This is a genomic window from Nonomuraea angiospora, assembly GCF_014873145.1.
Taxonomy (GTDB): Bacteria; Actinomycetota; Actinomycetes; order Streptosporangiales; family Streptosporangiaceae; genus Nonomuraea; species Nonomuraea angiospora.
On the sequence record NZ_JADBEK010000001.1, the window covers coordinates 10211926 to 10227384 of the forward strand.

The 15459-nt window shown below is 70.9% G+C and carries 14 protein-coding genes; 9 read left to right on the forward strand and 5 right to left on the reverse strand.

From position 1 onward, the window contains the following. Positions 1–352: 352 nt before the first annotated feature. Complete coding sequence (locus tag H4W80_RS47160; protein WP_192791012.1) at positions 353–1315, forward strand: LacI family DNA-binding transcriptional regulator; 963 nt, start codon at positions 353–355, stop codon at positions 1313–1315. After that, on the forward strand, positions 1312–2250 hold the full coding sequence (locus H4W80_RS47165) for an aldose epimerase family protein (RefSeq protein WP_192791013.1): 939 nt from the start codon (positions 1312–1314) through the stop codon (positions 2248–2250). Before H4W80_RS47160 ends, H4W80_RS47165 begins: the two co-directional genes overlap by 4 nt. Here the strand turns inward: H4W80_RS47165 and H4W80_RS47170 are convergent. Both H4W80_RS47170 and H4W80_RS47175 read right to left on the reverse strand, forming a co-directional pair. Then, complete coding sequence (locus H4W80_RS47170; RefSeq protein WP_192791014.1) at positions 2240–4672, reverse strand: SpoIIE family protein phosphatase; 2433 nt, start codon at positions 4670–4672, stop codon at positions 2240–2242. The two genes, H4W80_RS47165 and H4W80_RS47170, sit on opposite strands and share 11 nt — an antisense overlap. A 108-nt stretch (positions 4673–4780) precedes the next feature. Then, on the reverse strand, positions 4781–5317 hold the full coding sequence (locus H4W80_RS47175) for a tyrosine-protein phosphatase (RefSeq protein WP_192791015.1): 537 nt from the start codon (positions 5315–5317) through the stop codon (positions 4781–4783). A gap of 146 nt (positions 5318–5463) precedes the next feature. On the opposite strand from H4W80_RS47175, the gene H4W80_RS47180 reads away from it, so the two are divergent. The 6 genes from H4W80_RS47180 (at position 5464) to H4W80_RS47205 (ending at position 11979) form a co-directional block, all read left to right on the forward strand. Next, entirely contained in the window at positions 5464–7965 is a 2502-nt protein-coding gene (locus tag H4W80_RS47180; RefSeq protein ID WP_192791016.1) for an FtsK/SpoIIIE family DNA translocase, read from the forward strand. A 75-nt stretch (positions 7966–8040) separates the two neighbouring features. Beyond that, positions 8041–8814, forward strand: a complete 774-nt coding sequence (locus H4W80_RS47185) for a helix-turn-helix domain-containing protein (protein WP_192791017.1) — start codon at positions 8041–8043, stop codon at positions 8812–8814. Positions 8815–8874: 60 nt separating this feature from the next. Further along, positions 8875–10284, forward strand: a complete 1410-nt coding sequence (gene rimO / locus H4W80_RS47190; protein WP_192791018.1) for a 30S ribosomal protein S12 methylthiotransferase RimO — start codon at positions 8875–8877, stop codon at positions 10282–10284. Next, the gene (gene pgsA / locus H4W80_RS47195; RefSeq protein WP_192791019.1) at positions 10281–10853 is read left to right on the forward strand and encodes a CDP-diacylglycerol--glycerol-3-phosphate 3-phosphatidyltransferase; all 573 of its coding nucleotides are present in this window, start codon (positions 10281–10283) and stop codon (positions 10851–10853) included. The genes rimO and pgsA overlap by 4 nt, the downstream gene beginning before the upstream one ends. 3 nt (positions 10854–10856) lie before the next feature. Continuing rightward, positions 10857–11348 (forward strand): CinA family protein, encoded by a 492-nt coding sequence (locus H4W80_RS47200; protein WP_192791020.1) that lies wholly within the window; start codon positions 10857–10859, stop codon positions 11346–11348. Positions 11349–11622: 274 nt separating this feature from the next. Beyond that, positions 11623–11979, forward strand: a complete 357-nt coding sequence (locus tag H4W80_RS47205) for a helix-turn-helix domain-containing protein (protein WP_185071833.1) — start codon at positions 11623–11625, stop codon at positions 11977–11979. Here H4W80_RS47205 and H4W80_RS47210 read toward each other — a convergent pair. After that, positions 11976–12755, reverse strand: coding sequence for a DNA-formamidopyrimidine glycosylase family protein (locus H4W80_RS47210; RefSeq protein ID WP_192791021.1), 780 nt, complete (start codon positions 12753–12755; stop codon positions 11976–11978). The two genes, H4W80_RS47205 and H4W80_RS47210, sit on opposite strands and share 4 nt — an antisense overlap. A gap of 9 nt (positions 12756–12764) precedes the next feature. After that, complete coding sequence (locus H4W80_RS47215) at positions 12765–13361, reverse strand: TetR/AcrR family transcriptional regulator (protein ID WP_192791022.1); 597 nt, start codon at positions 13359–13361, stop codon at positions 12765–12767. 83 nt (positions 13362–13444) lie between these two features. Here H4W80_RS47215 and H4W80_RS47220 point away from each other — a divergent pair, with 83 nt between their 5' ends. Next, positions 13445–14632, forward strand: coding sequence for an MFS transporter (locus tag H4W80_RS47220; protein WP_192791023.1), 1188 nt, complete (start codon positions 13445–13447; stop codon positions 14630–14632). Positions 14633–14635: 3 nt separating this feature from the next. On the opposite strand, the gene H4W80_RS47225 is transcribed toward H4W80_RS47220, so the two are convergent. Then, the gene (locus tag H4W80_RS47225; RefSeq protein WP_192791024.1) at positions 14636–15085 is read right to left on the reverse strand and encodes an RrF2 family transcriptional regulator; all 450 of its coding nucleotides are present in this window, start codon (positions 15083–15085) and stop codon (positions 14636–14638) included. Positions 15086–15459: the final 374 nt, after the last annotated feature.

Genomic DNA, 15459 nt, shown 5'->3' on the forward strand with positions numbered 1-15459 from the left:
GCTCGCCAGGCGCGGGAGGGCGGACGCGCCTGGGTGACGCGTGCGCCGGAGAGACGCGCAATGGCCGCTCGATGGGCGTGCACTTCCGGATGGAAGCGTGCCACTGGCGGACACGTGGCCCCGGCGGTGATGTGCAGGTGCAGGTGGGTGTGCGCGCCGGGGTGTTGCGCGGCCAGGCGGTGGTGCTGTCCAGGCCGTGGATGCGCAGGTGCGGGTGGGCGCGTGGCAGCGGGCCGCTGGATGCGCGCGTGGTTGTCGTGGGGGTATATGGCAACCGGTTGCAAGAACCTTGACGACGGGAGGCGCGAAGGTCAAGGTTTAGTCTGGCAACCGTTTGCAAGGGAGAACGACGATGGCGGCGACGATCAAGGACGTGGCCCGCGCCTGCGGCGTGCACGTCTCCACCGTGTCCCGCACCTTCTCCGCCCCCCACCTGGTCAATCCTGCCACCAGGAGCCGCGTGCTGGCCGCCGCCGACGACCTCGGTTACCGGCCCAACCGCGCCGCCAGGGCGCTCACGACCGGCCGCACGTTCAACATGGGCCTGATCGTGGCAGACATCTCCAACCCGTTCTTCCCGCCGCTCATCAAAGCCGCCCAGGCGCAGGCCAGAGGCCGTGACTACCACGTGTTCGTGGCCGACACCGACGAGGATCCGCGCGTCGAGGAGGAGCTGATCAGGACGTTCACCAAGCAGGTGGACGGCGTCCTGCTGTGCAGCCCTCGCCTGTCGAACAAGATGATCGAACGGCTGGCCGAGGACGTGCCGTTCGTGGTGATCAACCGGCGCATCAGGGGCCTGCCCGCCGTGCTGATGAACGTCGCCCAGGGCGCCAAGCTGGCGCTGGAGCACCTGGTCGGGCTGGGGCATCGCAGGATCGCGCTCGTCTCGGGCCCGATCGGCTCGTGGACCAGCAACGAGATGCAGGGCGCGGCGGCCGAGGCGCCGGGGCTCGACCTCGTCTTCTTCGGCCCCAACCAGCCCACGGAGTCCGGCGGCCTGGCGGTGGCCGCCGACGTGGCGGCCTGCGGGGCCACGGCGGTGCTGGCGTACAACGATCTCGTCGCGCTTGGCCTCATTGAGGGGCTGTCGGAGATGGGGATAGGGGTACCAGACCAGATAAGTGTGATCGGGTTCGACGACATCCTGCCGGGCCGGCTCAACCGGCCCAAGCTCACCACGGTGGCCATGCCGGCCGTGGCGGCCGGGAGGATGGCCGTCGACCTGCTGCTCCAGTCGGGGGGCGAGGGCGCGACAGTGACCCTCGACACCGCCCTCATTGTCAGAGAGTCCACGGGAAGGGCCCAATCATGAACTTCGGAACGCTGCCGTCAGGGGAGAGCGTCGAGCTGGTGGAGCTGTCGTCGGGACGGCTGCGCGCCGAGGTGCTCACGTACGGCGCCATCGTGCGCTCGCTGGAGGTGTCCGGCCGCAACGTGGTGCTCGGCCTGGACACGCTGGAGGACTACCTGACCCGCAGCCGCTACTTCGGCGCGGTCGTCGGCAGGTACGGCAACCGCATCGCGAACGGCCGCTTCACCCTGGACGGCGTCGAGTACGAGCTGGCCGTCAACAACGGCACCGCCCACCTGCACGGCGGCATCGTGGGCTTCGACAAGAAGGTGTGGTCCATCGAGTCCAACGACGACAAGTCGGTGACGCTCAGGCTGATCAGCCCCGACGGCGACGAGGGCTACCCCGGCACGCTGACCGCCCGGGTGACGTACACGCTCGAGGACGACGCGCTCCGCATCGACTACGAGATGGAGGCCGAGGCCCCGACCGTGGTCAACCTGACCAACCACTCCTACTTCGACCTCTCGGGCGAGGGCGACGTGCGCGACCACGTCGTGCGGATCGACGCCGAGCACTACCTGCCGGTGGACGAGGCCAAGATCCCCACGGGGGAGCTCGCGCCGGTCAAGGGCACGGCGTTCGACTTCACCGAGCCGCACGCGGTGGGGGAGCGCAACGACGGCGCCTACGACCACTGCTACGTGCTCGGCGGTGGCGGCGCCACGGTGACGGCCGGCGGGCTGACCATGGAGGTCACGACGACCGAGCCGGGCGTGCAGTTCTACACCGGCCACATGCTGGACGGGGACGCGACGCCGTACGGGCCCTTCGGCGGGCTGTGCCTGGAGACGCAGCACTTCCCCGACTCGCCCAACAAGCCCCAGTTCCCCTCCACCGTGCTCCGGCCGGGCCGCCGGCGCACCTCGACGACCACGTACAAATTCATCTCCTGACGGGGTGCGGGGCGGCGGAGGCCTTGATCACCAACAGGGCCACGTCGTCCTGCGACGGCTCCTCGGCGAACGTCTCGACCGCGTGCCGCACGCGTTCGGCCACCGCGTGGGCGCTCAGCCCCGTGCAGCCGGACAGCAGCTCGGCCAGCCCGTCGCCGTCGTCGAGCAGCCGGTCGCCGTTGCGCCGCTCGGTCACCCCGTCGGTGACGCACAGCAGCAGCTCCTCCGGCGCCAGCTCGAACGTCTCGACGTAGAACCTGGCGCCGGACTCGATGCCCAGCAGCAGCTGCGGGCTCGCCATGGGCTCGACCTTGCCGTCAGGCCGCAGCAGGAGCGGGGGCGGGTGGCCCGCGGAGGCGATCGTGCAGAGCGCGCCGCCCTGCGGCAGCGGGGTCAGCTCGCCGCACAGCAGGCTGAGGAACCTGCCCTCCTCGCCCTCCTCCAGCAGCGCGTGGTTGAGCCGGTCGAAGATGTCGGCCACCGTGTAGTGCTCCTTGGCCAGCAGGCGTACGGCGTGGCGGGCGAGCCCGGTGACGGCGGCCGCCTCGGGCCCGCTGCCGCAGACGTCGCCCAGCGCGAAGCACCAGTGGTCGGCCACCGTGAACAGGTCGTAGAAGTCGCCCCCGACGTGCGCGCCCTCCTCGGCCGGCTCGTAGACGACCGCGGACTCCAGGCCGGGCATGGGCGCCACGCGCATGGGCAGCAGGCTGCGCTGCAGCACCCGTGAGGTGGTCGCCTGCCTGGCGTACAGCATGGCGGTGTGCAGGTTGAGCGCCACCAGGCGGCACAGGTCCGACAGCAGGTCGGCCAGCTCCAGCGGCAGGGTCGGCTCGGTGCGCCCGATCACCAGCGCGCCATGCGACCTGCCCTGCGTGAGCAGCGGGAACGACAGCACGGTCTCGGGACCGACCGGCCAGCTCACCTCGTGGAGGGCGGTGCGCGGGATGGCGGGCAGCGACTTGCGCAGGTCGGCGTTGTGGCGCTCCTCGCTGTGCCAGACGTGGGCGAGCCTGGTCATGCCCGCGAGGTCGGTCAGGTAGACGGCCGCCCAGGTGGCGATCTTGGGCACGACGAGCTGCGCGGCCAGCGCCGCGATCAGCTCCTCGTCGTGCACGCCCGCGAGCAGCTCGCCCGCCTCGGCCAGGAACGACAGCCGCCCCCGGTGCGCGCGGTCCTGCTCGGCCAGCCGCTCGCGCTGCACGGGCACGGCCACCTGGCCGGCGATGTGCTGGAGGCTGACCGTGAGCTCCTGGTCGAAGCGGTCCGGCTGGGCGGCCGTCACCACGATGTAGCCGGCCAGCTCGCCGCCCACCAGCAGCGGCGCGCACGCCAGCGACCTGGCCCGCAGCTGCTGGGCCAGCTCGACGTCCACGGCGAGCAGGTCCTCGATCATCGTGGGGGTCGTGCGCTCCGCCCCGAACACTCCGGTGGCCAGCACCCCCACCAGCCCCGCCGTCGCGCCCGCGCCCGCCGCCACGCCGAACCTGTTGCCGCCCTCCGCGGCGAGCAGCACGTAAGCGGCGTCGCCCCCGCTGGAGATCTGCACGATCCGGGCGATCGTGTCGAGCAGCTCGGCGAAGGGCATGTCCTGGTCGAGCAGGTCCTTGATGCGCCGGCCCGCCCCGCCCGGCTGCGGCGCCGGCGGCGGCGTCAGCACGTAGCCGTGGTCGGCGGCCACCACCATCCAGATCGAGCAGCGCTGCCGCGTGGAGCGCTGGTGGGAGACGTAGACGGGGACGAGCCGGCCGTCCTGGTGCCGCATGCGCGCCTCGCCCCGCCAGCGGCCCAGGCCGAGGGTGTCGGCCAGGGACAGCGCGTACGGCCCGTGGCCGCGCCAGGCCACTAACCGCTCGAGGGGCCGGCCCACCGCCTGGTCGGCCCGCCAGCCGAGCAGCTTCTCGGCCTCCGGGTTCCACGACCGCACGACCCCGTCGCGGTCGGCGACGATCACGCCGACGTGCAGGGTCTCGATGGGCGCCGCGCTGGGCGGCGCCGGCGCGGCCTCCTGGACGTCGCAGCCGTCCGAGATCTCCATGCGCACCCAGACGCGCTTGGCGGTCCTCGTGTACGTGACGCCCCAGGCGTCGGCCAGCATGCCCGCGAGCGCGAGGCCGCGCCCCGACGTGCGCGTCGGCTCGGGCGGGGGCCCGGCCGCCAGGACCGTCCGCGCGGGGTGGCGGTCGTCGACCTCGATCTCCAGCTTCGGGGGGCTGGCCGTCACGTCCAGGCGGCAGGTGAGCTCGACGCCGGTGCCCGCGTGCACGACGGCGTTCGTGACGAGTTCGCTGGTCAGCAGCACGGCGTCCTCCGCCAGATGGCTCAGGCGCCATTCGCCGAGCACCTGGCGGACGAACTTGCGCGCCTGAGCCGGGGCATGGGGCGTCCCGTCGAAGGCCGTGCTCGACACCCTGGTCGTGTCCACTCTGCGTCCTAGAGCATCACTCGATGTGGCAGTACGGTCACTCTCAGAGTGGCAGAGTGGTGCCGTTGATACCTCCTGTTGTGAAGAAGGTTTCCGGACAGACGTCGATCAGGGGACGAGGGCGGCCCTGAGGCGGTCCGCGTGCGCCTTGGTGAGGCCGTTGGCCAGCAGGAGTCGCTCCGCGCCGCCCAGCTCGCCCAGCGCGGCCAGGAACGTCCGCATCGCGCTCTCCGGCGCCTCCGGCAGGGCGGCGGGCGCGTCCCACGACGGCGTCATCTCCAGCATGAGCATGACGTCGGGCAGCGCCTTCGCGGTGAGCGCGTAGGCGCGGACGATGGCCTCGTGCTCCACGCCGAGCAGGTCGAGGATCAGCGCGACGACGATGCCGGTGCGGTCCTTGCCGGCGGCGCAGTGGACGAGGGCGGGCAGGCCGTCGGCGATCTCGGCGACGACGCCGGCGAACCAGGTCGTCCTGTGCCGCAGGAGGCCGACGTACAGGTCGCCGCGCAGGTCGGCGATGAGCCGCAGCCCGGCCACCAGCTTCGCGTCCTCGGCCGTGAGGGTGTGCGGCTGCGCGGAGCGGTAGAGCACACCGGGGCGCAGCGCGGTCTCCGTCGCGACGTCCCGGAGGTTGAGGAGAGGCATAGGACCATTCAGGAAGGAGCTGTCTGCGGCCACGCGGCTTACACGTGGCCATCGGGTGAACCTTCCCGGGATCTTCGTGCCCGTTCGGCGGGTTCGTCGGCGAGCCTCCGCGCGATCCACGGTGTCTCCGACGTACCTTTGGCATCATGGCCACCCGTACGCCGAAAAGCGCATCGAAGGGGCCGGCGAAGCGGTCGACCTCGTCTCGCTCGACCCCCGCCAAGCGCGGGGCCTCCTCGACGGGGCGTCCCCGGGCGGCCTCCGGTCGCAAGCCTTCGATGACCCACCAGGACCCGATCAGCTGGGTCTTCACGATGATCGGCAAGCTGATCGTCGGGCTGTGGATGCTGCTCGCCAACGGCATCGGCAGCACGGCTCGCGCGCTGGGCAAGAACGCCCGCGAGCTCGATCCCGCGCACCGGCGCGACGGGGTGGGCCTGACGGTGCTCGCGGGAGCGATCGTGCTGGCGGCCATGACGTGGCGCAACGCCGACGGGGCCGTCTCCGGCGTGGTGAACACGACCGTGCACGCCGTGTTCGGCTCGCTGGCGTGGGCGCTGCCGCTGCTGTTCGGGCTGCTGGCCTGGCGCTACCTGCGCCATCCCGACCAGAACGCCGACACCGGGCGCATGGTGATCGGGTGGGCCGCGCTGATGGTCGGCGTGCTGGGCGTCATCCACGTGGCCAACGGCACCCCCTACCCGGCCGGCGAGGGCCAGGGCATGGACAAGGTGTCGCAGGCCGGGGGCATGGTCGGGTTCATCGTGTCGGCGCCGCCGATGAGCATCCTGCCGCCGTGGATCACGATCCCGCTGCTGCTGCTCCTGTCCGGGTTCGGCGTGCTGGTGATCACCGCCACCCCCGTGCACCGGATCCCGGAGCGGCTGGCCGAGCTCAGGCACATGCTCTTCGAGCGGCATGCCGAGCCCGAGCCGCGGCAGCCGGGCAAGAAGCGGGTCAGGACCTCCAAGAAGCCCGCCGAGGAGGGGGCCGACTCGGTCAAGCCGTACGACACCCCGGTCCTGTCGGACAAGACCGACAAGCGGCCCGAGCACTCGCCCGAGATCGTGCCCGGTCTGACGGACGAGGAGGAGGCGCCCGCCGCCGAGGCCGAGAAGCGGCCGGAGCCGCCCCAGCCGACGCCCGCGCCCCGCAAGGTGGAGCAGCTCGTGCTGTCGCCGCAGGCGGGCCCGTACAGCCTGCCCGACCTGCAGTTCCTCAAGCAGGGCACGGCGCCCAAGCCGCAGACCAAGGCCAACACCACCGTGGTCAACGCGCTGACCAGCGTGCTGGAGCAGTTCGCCATCGACGCGCAGGTGATCGGGTTCACCCGGGGGCCGACGGTGACCCGCTACGAGATCGAGCTGGGGCCCGCGGTCAAGGTGGAGAAGGTCACGGCGCTCACCAAGAACATCGCGTACGCCGTCAAGTCCGCCGACGTCCGGATCCTGTCGCCCATCCCGGGCAAGTCGGCGATCGGCGTCGAGATCCCCAACGCCGACAAGGACCTGGTGGCCCTGGGCGACGTGCTGCGCGCGCAGGTGGCGCAGGCCGACCACCACCCGATGATCGTCGGCCTGGGCAAGGACGTCGAGGGCCGCACCATCGTCGCGAACCTCGCCAAGATGCCCCACCTGCTCATCGCGGGCGCCACCGGCGCCGGTAAGTCGGTCTGCGTCAACGGGCTGATCACCAGCATCCTGATGCGGGCCACGCCCGACGAGGTGCGGATGGTGCTGGTGGACCCGAAGCGGGTCGAGCTCAGCGTGTACGAGGGCATCCCCCACCTGATCACGCCGATCATCACCAACCCGAAGAAGGCCGCCGAAGCCCTCGAATGGGTCGTGGGCGAGATGGACCGGCGCTACGACGACCTGGCGGCGTCGGGGTTCCGGCACGTCGACGAGTTCAACAAGGCCGTGCGGGCCGGCAAGCTGCAGCCGCCGCCCGGGAGCGAGCGGGTCTACCAGCCGTACCCGTACCTGCTGGTGATCGTGGACGAGCTGGCCGACCTCATGATGGTGGCCCCGCGCGACGTCGAGGACTCGATCGTGCGCATCACGCAGCTCGCCCGCGCGGCCGGCATCCACCTGGTGATCGCCACCCAGCGGCCCTCCGTCGACGTCGTCACCGGCCTGATCAAGGCGAACGTGCCGTCCAGGCTGGCGTTCGCCGTGTCGAGCCTCACCGACTCGCGGGTCATCCTCGACCAGCCGGGCGCCGACAAGCTGGTCGGCCAGGGTGACGCGCTGTTCCTGCCGATGGGCGCGAGCAAGCCCATCCGCATCCAGAACGCGTTCGTCTCCGAGAAGGAGATCGCCGAGATCGTCTCGCACTGCAAGACGCAGATGCAGGTCGAGTACCGCGACGACGTCGCCGCGGCGCCGGTCAAGCGGGAGATCGACGAGGACATCGGCGACGACCTCGACCTGCTGATCCAGGCCGCTGAGCTGATCGTGACCACCCAGTTCGGGTCGACCTCGATGCTGCAGCGCAAGCTGCGGGTCGGGTTCGCCAAGGCGGGACGGCTGATGGACCTCCTGGAGAGCCGGAACGTGGTCGGCCCGAGCGAGGGCTCCAAGGCCCGCGAGGTGATGGTCAAACCGGACGATCTGCCGGGTTTGCTGGCTGACCTGCGTGGCGAATGACCCCAATGCGTGCCTGCCGGGTAGTAACTGGTTGAATATAAATCACTACCCATTGTGGTAGCAGGTGCAGGTGCCGTGGGGGAGGCGTTCGTTGTGCAGGAGCAGAGCATCGGGGCCATGCTGGCGGCAGCCAGGCAAGCGGCCGGGCTGACCGTCGAGCAGGTCAGCGCGGCCACCAGGATCCGCGAGGCGATCATCCATGGCCTGGAGCAGGATGACGGCAGCCAGTGCGGTGGCGACTTCTACACCAGGGGGCACGTCAAGGCCGTGGCCAAGGCGGTGGGGCTCGATCCGGAGGCCACCGTCCATCTCTACGACCAGCAGCACGGCGGGGCGCCCAGGCCGGTCGCGGCCTCGGCCGTGTTCCAGGCCGACAGGAAGATCAACGTGCCGGAGCGGCGCGGGCCCAACTGGACGATGGCGCTCGGGGTGGCGCTGGCCATCGTGGTCGTCTTCGGCATGATGCGGGTGCTGGGCGGCGCGAGCGACCAGGTGCGGACGGCCGACGTGCAGGTGGCCTCGGCCCGGCCCAAGGTCCCGCCGAACATGCCCGTCGAGCAGCCGAAGCCGGCAGCGGGCAAGGCGGCCAAACGCACGGTGACCGTCGAGATCAAGGCGAAGCGGTCGTCGTACGTCCAGGCTCACGACGCGATGGGGCGCAAGCTGTTCTCGGGCACGCTGAAGGCCGGAAAGTCCGACACGTGGAGTGCGGAAGACAAGGTCAGCGTGCTGCTGGCGGACGCGTCGGCCGTTACGCTGCAGGTGAACGGCAAGAAGGTGCAGCTGGACGCGGGCAGGGGGGAGATGCTGCGGCGCTCGTTCGGGCCGCCCAAAACGACCTCGCGATAGCCGTCTGGCGGGAGCCCGTGCATCGGGTGGTGGCCAACTCCCGATACCGTAGTGTTCACCATGTCATCCCGCCGAACCGCATCGCTGATCACTCTGGGCTGCGCGCGCAACGAGGTCGACTCCGAGGAGCTGGCCGCGCGACTTGAGGCTGCCGGTTGGCAGCTGGGCGACGACGACCCCGATGTCGTCGTCGTCAACACGTGTGGCTTCATCGACTCGGCCAAGAAGGACTCCATCGACACGCTGCTGGCCGCCGCCGACACCGGCGCTAAGGTGGTCGCAGCGGGCTGCATGGCCGAGCGCTACGGCAACGAGCTGGCCGAGGCGCTGCCCGAAGCCAGCGCGGTGATCTCCTTCGACGACTACACGGAGATCGGTGGCCGCCTCGACGACGTGCTCGCCGGGCGGCCGCTGAAGCCCCACACGCCACGTGACCGCCGCACCCTGCTACCCATCTCGCCGGTGGACCGTGCCAGCGCCCCCAAGGCCAACATCCCCGGTCACGGCGATCTGCCCGAGGGCCTGGCGCCCGCGAGCGGCCCGCGCGTGCTGCGCAAGCGCCTCGACGAGAGTCCGGTGGCCTCGCTCAAGCTGGCCTCCGGCTGCGACCGGCGCTGCACCTTCTGCGCCATCCCGGCCTTCCGTGGCTCCTATGTCTCGCGCCGGCCCGACGAGCTGCTGGCCGAGGCCGACTGGCTGGCCCACCGCGGCGTGCGCGAGCTCGTCCTGGTCAGCGAGAACTCCACCTCCTACGGCAAGGACCTCGGCGACCTGCGGGCGCTGGAGAAGCTGCTGCCCGAGCTGGCGGCGGTCGAGGGCGTCTCCCGGGTGCGGGTCAGCTACCTGCAGCCCGCCGAGCTGCGTCCTGGGCTCATCGACGTGCTCACGGGCACCGAGGGCGTCGCCCCCTACTTCGACCTGTCCTTCCAGCACGCCAGCGGCTCCGTGCTGCGCAGGATGCGCCGCTTCGGCGACCCGGAGCGCTTCCTGGGGCTGCTCGAGGCCATCCGCGAGCGCGCCCCCGAGGCGGGCGTGCGCTCCAACTTCATCGTGGGCTTCCCCGGCGAGACCGAGGAGGAGTTCGGCGAGCTGGTGGGCTTCCTGGAGGCGGCCAGGCTCGACGTGATCGGCGTGTTCGGCTACTCCGACGAGGACGGCACGGAGGCCGCCGGGCTGCCTGACAAGCTCGACCAGGAGGTCATCGACGAGCGCGTGCGCGTGCTCACCGAGCTGGCCGAGGAGCTGACCGCCCAGCGCGCTGAGGAGCGCATAGGCACCGAGGTCGACGTGCTGATCGACGACGACCTGGGCGACGGGGGCTACGAGGGCCGGGCCGCCCACCAGGGTCCCGAGGTCGACGGCTCCGTCACGGTGCAGGGCATCGGCCTCGTCAGGGGGCAGATCGTGCGCGCGGTCGTGGTCGACTCCGAGGGGGTCGACCTGATCGCGCGTATCAAGGCAAGTCCATGAAAAGGGACGAGCGCCGCGTCGTAAGCCCGTGGAACATCGCCAACGTCCTCACGGTTCTCCGGTTGGCGCTCGTCCCCTTCTTCGTCTTCTGCCTGTTCCTGCCGGGCACGGGCTGGCGGGTGGCCGCGCTGGCGGTCTTCGCGGTGGCCTCGATCACCGACCACCTGGACGGTGAGCTGGCCAGGCGGTACGGCCTGATCACCGACTTCGGCAAGATCGCCGACCCGATCGCCGACAAGGCGCTCACCGGCGCGGCGCTGGTGAGCCTGTCCATCCTCAACGAGCTGCCCTGGTGGGTCACGATCCCGATCCTCGCAAGGGAGATCGGCGTCACGGTCCTCAGGCTCGTGCTGCTGCGGCGCGCGGTCATCCCGGCCAGCTACGGCGGCAAGGTCAAGACGGTGCTGCAGATCGCCGCGATCGTGCTCTATCTCCTGCCGGGGGTGCCGGGGCCCCTCCGCTGGGTGGTCATGGGGGCGGCTCTGGTGGTCACGGTGGCCACCGGGGTCGACTACGTCATCAGGGCAGTGCGGCTGCGCAAGGTCGCGAAGCAGGTGCGCGGGGAGTGATCGATGGCCGAGACGGCCGAGGTTCTGAGGATGCTGGTGGGCCGGTCCGCCACGGTGGCGGTGGCCGAGTCGCTGACCGGCGGGCTCATCGGGGCCGCCATCACGTCGGTCGCGGGGTCGTCGAAGGCGTTCCGGGGCGGGGTGATCTCGTACGCCACCGACCTCAAGCAGGAGCTGCTAGGGGTGCCGGGGGAGTTGCTGCGGCGTGAGGGGGCCGTACATCCCGAGGTGGCCGCGGCCATGGCGGCGGGGGTCGCGCGGCTGTGCGGGGCCACGTACGGGCTGGCCGTGACGGGGGTGGCCGGGCCGGAGCCGCAGGACGGCAAGCCTGTCGGCACCGTCTACGCGGCCGTCTGCGGGCCGGGGGGCAGGATTTGGGGGCGTGAATTGAGACTTTGCGGGTCGCGCGAACGTATCAGGGTAGAGACGGTGGACGAGGCAGTCGATCTACTGTCAGGTGTGCTGAAGGCGAACATAGGGGAACATTCCGGGTGATTACCGTGTTACGTCCCGAGCGAACATGCGAACCACGGTCTGACGCGGTGTCGGTGGATACGGGTACGGTGGAGCTGTGAGTGAGGTCCGTGAGCCAACTGCAAGCACCGAGCGCCCGGCCGGCGGGCCTGAAGAGTCACGAGCGGCGGTCCAGGGGCGGCCACGCCCCATGATGACGGCGAGGAGTATGTACGAAGCAAAGAAGACCACAGTGCGGCACGATTCGATCGCGCGGGGCGTGGTGAAGTCATCCGCGCCGGGGAGGGAGCGACAGATGATTCTGCTGCGTCAGCTGCTCGGCGACGTGCTGAGGCGGTTGAGGGTGCGGCAGGGACGCACGCTACGCGAGGTGTCCACCCAGGCACGTGTCTCGCTCGGCTACTTGTCCGAGGTGGAGCGCGGCCAGAAGGAAGCCTCGTCGGAGCTGCTGGCGTCCATTTGCGGCGCACTCGAAGTGCCCCTTTCGCAGGTGTTGCGTGAGGTTTCCGACCAGTTCGCGCTGGCGGAGCTCCAGGCTGCCCCTGTGCTGGCCGACGTGCCCGATCGCGAACGGCTGCCCCTTACGGAGACGGTTCCCGGGTCGATTTCCGACTCCGTGTTCCCCGAAGTCAAGGACATGGTGGCTGCCTAACCCAGCTGGCAGCCAGCACACCACAGGATCAGCCGTTCCTGTGGCTGCGCCCCCATCTCCCCACGGCTGATGCGGGTGCCGCATCGGCGACAGGGCTTCCCCGCCCTGCCGTAGACCCACGTCTGGTTCGCCGGGCGGCGATCACCTGTGGTCACCGTGCCCGCATGTCCCTTGTTCGCGTCCAGCAAGCGCTGGGCCAGTGACACGAGCCCGTTGAGATCCTCGATCTCCCCGACCTTCTTCCACGGCCAGATACCCCGCAGGAACAGGGTCTCGGCGCGATAGATCGTGCCGATCCCCGCCAGGTTGCGCTGATCGAGCAGCGCCTCCCCGATGGTCCTGTCGGGCGCCCCTCGCAGTCTTCGCACGGCCTCATCCGGGTCCCAGTCCGGGCCGAGCAGATCCGGCCCCAGGTGGCCGACCAGCCGCTCCTCCTCGCCTGTCCTGACGAGATCCACCATTCCCAGCCTGACCCCCACCGCCTGCCACCGCTCGTTGGCCAGGATCAGCCTGACCTGGTCGCCCGGCGCGGTCCGGCGTCCGGCCGCCATGACCTGCCAGCTCCCGTCCATGCGCAGATGGGTGTGCACGGTCAGGTCGCCTTCGACGCGGGTGAGCAGGTGCTTGCCCCTGGAGACCGTGGTGATGACCGCCCGGCCGGTCAGGTCGGCCGTGGCGTGCCTGGGAACGCGGAAGTCCGACCTGGTGAGCACCTGGCCGTCGAGTGCGCCGCGCAGCTTGGCGGCCGTGCGGTAGACGGCGTCTCCTTCGGGCATCCCTCCAGTCTAGGAACGCCTGCCCGCCTCGTGGGCGGCCACCCAGCCGTCCACCAGCGCGCACAGCTGATCGAGCGCCTCCTCAGCGCGCTCGCGCTCGCCGGTCGTGAGAAAGTCGATCTGCAGCCCCGAGTACGCCGAGTTGACCAGGGTGGAGATCCGCAACGCGTCGGCCTCCGGGACGCCGCGATCGCGCAGCAGACCCGCCACGAACTCCGACCGGTCGGCCAGCAGCCGGGGCACGTGCCCCAGGAGCCTGCCGCCGGCCGCCAGCCCCTCGATCTCGCGGATCAGGCGGGCGACCGGCAGGTTCTCCTCCTGCGCCTGCCAGTCCCAGGTGCGGCGGATGATCGTGCCCACGCTGTCGGAGCCTGTCCAGCCCGGCAGCGAGCGCAGCCAGGCGCGGTGCCGCTCGTCCAGGCGCTCCATGGTGGCCGAGAGCAGCGCCTCCTTGTCGGAGAAGTGGTGGGTCAGCACACGGGTGGACTTGCCCAGATGCTCGGCCAGCGGGCGCATCGACAGCGTGGAGAGGCCGTGGTCGGCCAGGTAGTCGACGATCTGGTCGAGCAGTTCTTCCCGGCGGTGCGGGTCGGCGGTCCTGGCCATCGGCGAAATCCCTCTGACGTCATTGGGGTTACGACTGTTACCCTATATGGGAAACGACTGTTACCCTTATTGAGGGGATACCCATGTCCATCGACGTGCGGGCGCGTGCCCGCCTGCCCGCGTGGCTGCTCGCCCTGGTCTTCACCACGTTCACTTTCGCCACCGACGACTACGTCGTCGCGGGCGTGCTGCCCGCGCTCTCCGCCGATCTCGAGGTCAGCGAGGCGGCGGGCGGGCAGCTCGTCACCGCCTTCTCGCTGGCGTTCGCGCTGGGGGCGCCCGTGGCCTCCGTGGTGAGCGCCACGTGGTCGCGGCGCGGGCTGCTCACCTGGGCCCTGGCGCTGTTCATCGTGGCGAACGGGGCGGCGGCGCTCACGACGTCCTACGCCGTCCTCATGGGGCTGCGCGTGCTGGCGGCGCTGGCCGCGGCGGCCGTCGTGCCCGCCGCCTACGCCCTCGTCGCCTCCCTCGCCCCCGACGAGTGCCGGGGACGCTACCTGGCGCTGGTGATGGGCGGGATGACCGGGTCGCTCATGCTCGGCGTGCCCATCGGCACGTGGGTGGGAGGCGCGTTCGGCTGGCAGGCCACGTTCGTGCTCGGCGGGCTGCTGGGGCTCGCCGCGCTGGTCGCGATCAGGGCGACGCTGCCGGAGCCGCCTGCGGTGGCGGCCATGCCGGTCAGGGAGCGGCTGGCGCCGCTGGTCCGGCCTCAGGTGCTGCTCGGGCTGCTCGGCGTCGTGGGGATCGTGCTGGGCAGCATGATGCTGATGACCTATCTCGCGCCGTACCTGCGGGACCTGGCCGGGGCCGGGCCGGCGGAGCTGGGTTGGGTGTTCGCGCTGGCAGGCCTGGCCGGGCTGGCGGGCGGGCAGCTCGGGGGATGGGCCGCCGACTGGTGGGGCGCGGATCGGGCGCTGATCGCGGGCATCGCCGGGTTCGCGGCGGTGATGGGCCTGTTCGCCGCCTGCTGGGCGTTGCGGCCGGTGCCGTTGCCCGCGCTCCTGCCGCTGCTGCTGGTGTGGGCGGCCGTGTCGTGGTGGATCCCGCCGCCCGCGCAGACCCGGCTGCTCGCGCTGGCCGGTCCGGCCGGGCCGCAGGCGCTGGCGCTCAACAGCAGCGCCGTCTACGTCGGGGTCTCGGGAGGCGGCGCGGTGGGCGGGCTCGTCCTGCAGAGCCATGGAAGCGGCTGGCTGCCCCCGGCGGCGGCCGTCGTGGAGCTGGCCGCCCTCGGGCTCTTCTGGGCGGCGGGCAGGCGGCGCCCGCCGCCGTAGGGATCAGTCCCAGGCGGCCGGGTCGGCGGCGAGCTGGCGGACCCGCTCGGGCAGCGCCCCGGAGGCGACCTGGTCGAGGGTGACCTCTTCCAGGATGGAGCGCTCGGTGGCGCGCAACGCGATCCACACCTGCTGCAACGACTCGGCGGGCCCCCGGTAGCCGACATGCTCGGGCCGCTCGCCGCGTACGTTGGCCAACGGGCCGTCCACGGCCCTGATCACATCGGCCAGCGAGATCTCGGTGGCGGGCCTGGCCAGCACGTAGCCGCCCTCGGGCCCACGCTGCCCGCGCACGAGCCCGGCACGCCGCATCTGCAACAGGATGTTCTCCAGGTATTTGGGCGGCATGTCCTGTTCCTTGGCGAGCTCGCCCACGGTAGTCGGGCCTGCACCGGCTGCGGCGAGTTCGGCGGCGGCACGGAGGGCGTAGTCGACACGAGCGGAAAGGCGCATGTTCTCGATTATCCCCCCTGGTCAACACTGGTTAGGCGCAAGCTCGTCAGAACGGGCACTGACGGGAACCGGCTGTGGTGGTGCACCCAGTGCGGGTAAGGTGTGGCGTGGTCGAACACGCGAGTGATAACCAAGCTCGCGAGGGAGGCCAAGGCAGGATCTACTCACCGCCGGAAGGGCGGAGCACGCGCAGCCCAGACCGGGTGTGCGGGCTGGGGCGTGGAAACCCGCGCGAGCGGGGCCGGAAGGTGAATCGCCAAGCAACAGCGTCGCGACCATGCGCGTAGCCGCACGGTTGGGACGGCTGGAATCCCCCGGATTCATCCGTGGGGAGCGCTTCAAAACAGCGGTTCTCATGAGACGGCGGAATTCAG